6 protein-coding genes are annotated in these 6,598 nt (G+C 38.4%); all 6 read right to left on the reverse strand.

Going from position 1 to position 6,598, the window contains the following annotated elements:
* Positions 1–33 precede the first annotated feature (33 nt).
* On the reverse strand, positions 34–354 hold the full coding sequence (locus tag BN350_RS17885) for a YdcP family protein (RefSeq protein ID WP_028044816.1): 321 nt from the start codon (positions 352–354) through the stop codon (positions 34–36).
* A gap of 249 nt (positions 355–603) precedes the next feature.
* Complete coding sequence (locus BN350_RS17890) at positions 604–4,149, reverse strand: SpaA isopeptide-forming pilin-related protein (RefSeq protein ID WP_028044817.1); 3,546 nt, start codon at positions 4,147–4,149, stop codon at positions 604–606.
* A 294-nt stretch (positions 4,150–4,443) separates the two neighbouring features.
* Positions 4,444–4,899: a DUF188 domain-containing protein gene (locus BN350_RS17895; protein WP_028044818.1), complete on the reverse strand. Its 456-nt coding sequence runs from the start codon at positions 4,897–4,899 to the stop codon at positions 4,444–4,446.
* Entirely contained in the window at positions 4,896–5,465 is a 570-nt protein-coding gene (locus BN350_RS17900) for a rhomboid family intramembrane serine protease (protein WP_028044819.1), read from the reverse strand. Before BN350_RS17900 ends, BN350_RS17895 begins: the two co-directional genes overlap by 4 nt.
* Entirely contained in the window at positions 5,455–6,246 is a 792-nt protein-coding gene (locus BN350_RS17905) for a DUF5011 domain-containing protein (RefSeq protein ID WP_028044820.1), read from the reverse strand. The genes BN350_RS17900 and BN350_RS17905 overlap by 11 nt, the downstream gene beginning before the upstream one ends.
* Before the next feature lie 164 nt (positions 6,247–6,410).
* Positions 6,411–6,598, reverse strand: a 188-nt coding sequence (locus tag BN350_RS21120) for a hypothetical protein (protein WP_044600463.1), incomplete at its 5' end; no start/stop codon positions are given.

Genomic DNA, 6,598 nt, shown 5'->3' on the forward strand with positions numbered 1-6,598 from the left:
ATCCGTTTGCTAATCTCATTTTTTCAGTCCTCCTTATTTGCTCTCCGGCAGCATATCATCTGCCAGTAAGATATAGTTTGTAAATCCTCTTGTGCCGATTTTGTAACCCTCTGCACTAATGCGTGGGTTAATCAGCTTCACTTTCTGTTCTGGCTGGAAATGCTTTTCCCCAGCTTCAGCAGGAAGCACCACGATAATGTCATCGGCTCTCTGCACATCACTGTAAAGGTTGTAGCTTCGGGACACTGCCGTTACACGTCCGTTGATCCGACGCTGTACAACCTCGCTTTCTCCTGCAAATTCTAAATTGCCGAATGTCTTTTCCATGTTCGGCACTACAAATTTTAATTCCATAATTATTTTCCTCTTTTCTTTCTATATGAATTTTTGTTTTGTTGTTTCTCTTTCTTCTGCGTGACACAGAGTACCAGTATGCCTGTATCTTATCAAGGGCAAGCGTTGTGCTTTCAGCACCCTTGACAAGCTCCATTCATACTGAAAGGCGGTCACTAAGCAGAAGTAAGGGTGTTACCAGCCATGTGTTGGCTGTTCCTTTTAATTAAAACGGTGGGGAACGTGTGGTGTTCATATCCTCACCACCTGCTATTCAGCTTTTTTCTTCTTGCGGTACTGAATGAAGCTGATACCTGCTAAAGATATTCCAGACATTCCAAGCAGTAGCAGTAATGCGGTAGCGTTGCTTGTATCACCAGTTTTCGGACTGTCTGTTTTAGTAACTGGTGTTTCTGGTATCTTTTTATTGACGGCTGTTATCTCAATGATTTCACCGTCTTTTGATACACTGAACGCATATACAGCTTCTTTGTCAAATTCATAGCCTTTCACCGTTTCCAGCTCTTTTAGGTAGTAGTCGCCATACAACAAATCACTCATGCTGTATGTGCCATCTTTACCAGTGATAAACTCTACCAGTGGTGTGCCATCTGCCTTATATAAGCCAAACTTGACACCAGCTAAAGGCTTCTTGTCCTCGTCTGTTTTTAACAGATTGAAACCACCATGAATGAGCTTGTTTTCCATTTTGATTTCTGCTGTTTCATCATGTTTAATAGTAACGGTCTGGCTCTCTGGTGTGATATAACCGACTGTCAAATCGTCTACAACCTCTGATACTTCATAAGTGCCTACTAACAGATTTTTGATACTGATTTTACCGTCTTTATCTGTCTTGTAGATTTCTTCAAAGGTTGTACCGATTTCCGTTGTACCAGATACCTTGAAGCTGATACCCTCAACCTTTTTGTCCTCACTTGTTTTTGTGATTTCAAGATTGCCACGCATGAGCTTATTCATAATAGGCTTGCCGTCATTCACATGGATAGGAATGTAAGGCACTTCCTGCCCCATATATTTAAAATCAAAGTCGTAAGCTGTATCAGTAAGCAGGTAGCCTTTTCCTGTTGCTATCTCTTTGATGGTGTAGCTTCCTGCTGGCAGGTCGGTACTGATGTTTCCGTTTCCTAATTCGTCAAGGCTGATTGCTTCAATGAATGAGCCTTTTTTGATACCGATATCACCGCCATGTGTAAGGATATCTTCACGAGCATACAACCCGAATATGATTTCTGATAATGGGTTATATTCTTGATTTCCTGCTGTTTCATACTCTTTGAATAAGGAAACCTTAGCTTTTTGGCGTGTATTTTCAAGACACATGGAAGTTGTCACAAGCTCTGTGTCTTGGTCTTGATAGGTCAATTCAAATGGGTGTGCCGTACCGTCTAACACAAAGCCATCTAATGTACTTTTTTCTACGGCTTGATACTTTCCTAAGTACAGTGCTTTTGAAGTCGCTTTGCCGTCTTTTCCTGTGGTAATGGTATCAACAATTTCACCCTGTTCATAACGGATTGTACCGTCCTGTGTGGTGATATCCTCAACCGCCACGATATCAAAGGTCACACCCTCTAAATTCTTTAACTCATAGATGGGCGAGAACATGATACCTAATTCCGTACCGATATTGTCACTTGCGACAAAACGCTCACCTTGCTTCTCGATTGTGACCGTTCCTTTGACTGGCTTGTTTCTGCTTGTGACTTCCAGCATGGTAGATGGGTCACTGGCTGATACGGTAAAGGGGATAGGCTCTTTTGATACTGTGTAGCCGTATGGTGCTTTGACTTCATACAATCCATAATCACCAGCAGGCAAGGACTGTGGAAGTACCAGCGTTCCATCTTCGGCAGTGGAAAATGTATCAATGGTCGTTGGTTTCGGATAGTTGTATTTCTGTGTGACCCAATTACCAGCACTGTCCTTGATTTTGAACTGTGTACCGGCAAGCGGAATGACCTTGCCAGTTTCAGCGTCTTTCTTGATGATTTTTACGTTTGTTTCATAGACCGTGTTTTCTAGGATATACTTGTAAATCTTGCCGTTGCTGTCAATCTTGATGTCGAAAGGCTCAATCTTTCTGTAACCCTCTGCACCTTTGGTTTCTTCAATGCGGTATGTGCCATAAGGCAGTAATGGAGTGATAGCGTAACCGTCTGCGTCAGTTGTAATCTTGCAAGCTTCATCACCTGTACTTTTCAAGGTCAACGTAAACTCGATACCCTCTAAAGGCTGTTTGACACCGCCGTCCTCACTGCTTCCAGTCAGTGGCTTGTCGGCAAACTTTGTGACTGCGACTTGCCCCTTGATAACTCTATCGGTGATACCTGTGTCGGCTCGTCCGACTTCTACGGTCTGCCCCTCAAAGTCACCAGTGACAGTGATAGGCTGATTGTTCAAGGTGTAGCCTGTTGGCGGTGCGACTTCATAAATCTTGTATGTACCTAAGACCAGCAATTTACTTGTGGCAGTCTTGCCATCAGCTTTCATATGGTCTACAAGGTCGCCTTGACTGTTGTAGATGTCATATTCTGCACCGTCAAGGGTTGCGTCACCCTGTTGGTCGCTACCTGTTTCCTCGTCCGACTTTGTGACATGGATATTGAACTTTTTGAGAACATTGCTAAAGTCTACCGCTGTGGTTTCCGCAGGCTTGACTGTTACCACCTGTGTATGTGGCTGAACGTATTTGTTCGGTGTATCTACTTCGGTAATGACATAATCACCAGCAACAAGGTTTTGTATAGGGATATTGCCGTCTTTATCTGTGGTGTAGATACGGTCAATGCCGTTTCCTGTAATCTGAAAACGCAATCCACTTACAATACCATCTTCGGACGTTTTCTTTAATTTGATATGTCCGATTTTTTCTGTATGTAGCTTGAAATATGCTGGTACAGCTTCACGAGAGCCACTCACATTTAATGAAGTGAAATTCTGCTGTGTAGGGTTGTACCAAAATTCGGGCGTACCAGAAATCAAAGACGGTAAAGCGTCTTTTGGCAAGTTCTTGTTGGCTTTCAATGTGATGGTGTCGAACTGCTTTTCAGTTGGTGCAGATAATACCAGCTTGTTACCATTACGCTGTACACTCACACCAGAAGCGGAAAAGTCAAAGTATTTCAATGCGTTTCTGCTGTCCTCTAGTGTCAAGTCAAATTTGCCTGTATTCATGTTGTATTTCATTTCATAATCTTTTGCACTGCCAGCACTGGAAGTCGTAAAGCTGGGGATAGTGTCATAGCTTTCCATGTTGGCACGAATTTGATTGTAGATACTGCGTGCGGTTGGATTGTCTTGCAGAAGATTGTCTGCAATTCTGCTTTCCCATGACGTACCATATTGACCGCCTGTAATGACCCACACCATTGCTTGTGTTGCCATAGCATTGTCAAGCCATGAGCCACCATACAGGTTGCCTGTATTTTCGTTGTAGCCAAAGACTAAGGCACGCTGTAATAGCCTTTGTTCCTTGGCGTTGATATCTGGGTGTGTATTTTGATGGTTGTACTGGTCGCCTGTATTGCATGGAATACTGAACTGCATACAGTAGACAATCTTTTCCAGTCCACTTGCATTTACATTCATGTGGAACGTCCACCAACTCTGCCAGCCAGATTTATAGTTGAATGGTGCAGGATAGCTGTTGTCAAACTCATAGCCGTATTGCGGGTGCTTTTCCAAGCGGACAACACTGTTTGATGAAGCGTGTACCTGCGTGGCTGGTAATGAGGTAAAGAGGGTTGCCAGTGTCAGTGTAGTAGTAAGCAACCGTTTAAATATTTTCTTCATGTAATGCTCCTTTCGTTTGGGTAATAAAATAGCCGTCCATTTCTGAACGGCTGAAAATAGAAAAGGAACGCTTCTTTTTAGGCGTTCCGTAGTCTATATGCTTTATTCAATTTTGATGTTTCAATACGGATGTGCTGTACCATATCTTTGCATATCACAGAATATCAGCGTATCAAGGCTCATTCGTCAGTAGTAAATAAGTAGTAAAATGAATGGTTGCAATCCTTTGATAGTGCGATAGATACAGTGTTTTAGGGGATAATCAAGATTTTACTGTGTTTTTATATTAAAAAACTATTCACTTCTATAATGAATAGTTTCACTCTTTAATAAATATTCTAAATTATTTAAAAACTTATTTCTTATCTCGTCTGTTCTTTTCATAGGACCCTTTACACGTTGTCCAGCCTTTCTTTGTTTAGCAGAAATATAACGAGATGCCAGCAAAAGATCTATGTTATCTGCATCAATAATCATTCCACTTACATGTAGAACTTTAACACCTTTTCCCAGCAACAAACTAGCCAATCCATAATCCTGAGTAATAACAAGATCCTCCATCTTTGCCTCATGAACAATTGCCATATCAACACTATCATGTCCCACGGCACATTCTATAACCTGATAATAATCATCTTCCAGCACATGTGCATAATCAATATATACATACATCTCTACATGATACTTTACTGCCAACACTTTAATTGCCTGCTTATCTGGACAGGCATCTCCATCTATTAGTAGCCTCATAATATCTTTGTCGCTAATAAGATAACAATGGCCAATACACCACCAATGAGCCCACCAATATGTCCAGTTTTTGATATTTGTCGATTAAATAATGTATAAAGTAAATTAATTGCAATAACTGTTGTAAAGTTTTCCAACAATGTCATAAATGGTCCACCCACAAATATTCCCAAAGCAATAATAGCTCCAAAGAACCCATAAACAACACCACTAGCACCAATTGTCATTGTATAGTAGTAACGCTCTGATATCTGAGAAGCACTATAACATAGCAATGAACTCAATAACATTGAAACCACAATTAAAAACAAATATAACATTGGACCTAATAATTCTTCAAAAAAACCACCCAGTTGATAAAAAGCATAGGCATTCATAAGAAAATGCAAAAAGTCAACATGAATAAAATGACAAGTAATAAAACGCCAATACTGCTTTCTTTCTTGAATATTTGGAGGATAAAATGCACCTAATCGCATTGCACAATCATATTTATCCTCCTGATTAATAAAATTAATATAAATAAATATACCAGCACAAATCAATAAATATATATTAGTTATCATTTTCTACAACGGTTACCTTTCTTACAACTTTTGCAACATTTCCTGCATTATCACTAACAGTATAAGTAATCTGATAAATGCCAGGCATTTGATTATCAACAGTTCCACTGATAATCATTCTAAATGTTATATTACCTTCTATATCGTCTATAGCTTTAACATCTTTCTTCAAATCAAGTTCATCACCAACATGAATTTCAATATCATTTGCTCCCGTAATCTTTGGCAAAACTTTATTACTTTCTACAACAATTTTCACACGTAAAGCTGATGATTGATTTCCATGTTCATCTTCTACTACAATTTTCTCCATATGTGAGCCAACCTCTGCATACGATTTTGACTCTACTTTTTGTTTAGTTTTTTCATCATAAAAATAAACAATTGTTTGTGATTGATCTTCAATCTTTTTTATTAAATCTTTCGCATAAATAGTTTTCCCAACTTCAATATTAAATTGAACTTGTTTTAATTGAACCTTTGGCTTAATCGTATCAATAATTTCTATTTCAAAAGTCTGTTTCTCGCCAAAATACTCAATAGATGCCTGATACTTTCCAACTTCTTTAGACACTCTTGATAAATCAAGCTTAACACTCTCTAAGACAGATGGATTGGCTGTAACATATTCTCCAACATGCACAGGTATTTCTTCTCCATACTGATATACAAATGTATTTCTTTTTAATTTAATTGGTGAAATTGTCAAAGCCAAATAAATTAAAATTGCATCTACAAAAATAAATAGACTTAATACAGAAACAATAATCTTATTTTGCATGACATTCACCTCCGAGATTGATTATACCATAGCAATGTGAAATCTTTGTGTCACATTATTACTTTTTTGTCATAAAATTTAAAAAATAACATACTTTTAGAATGAAAGTATGTTATTTATAAATTAAATCATCTAAAGGATATTGAAATTATATCAATGATTTATTAACTCAAAGTGAATGAATTTAATTGACATTCAACAGTATATGTTTGATTAAGAGGTGTTTGATAAGTCAAAACAAGTCTTAAATTATTTTGATAACGACCATCAAAGATGATTGAATCTACAAATGTTTCAATAACTTTATCATATAACAATTCCTTATCTTTATAAATTTTCACATTCAAATCAT

This window comes from Candidatus Stoquefichus massiliensis AP9 (genome assembly GCF_000455285.1).
In the GTDB taxonomy this organism is placed as follows: Bacteria; Bacillota_I; Bacilli_A; order Erysipelotrichales; family Coprobacillaceae; genus Stoquefichus; species Stoquefichus massiliensis.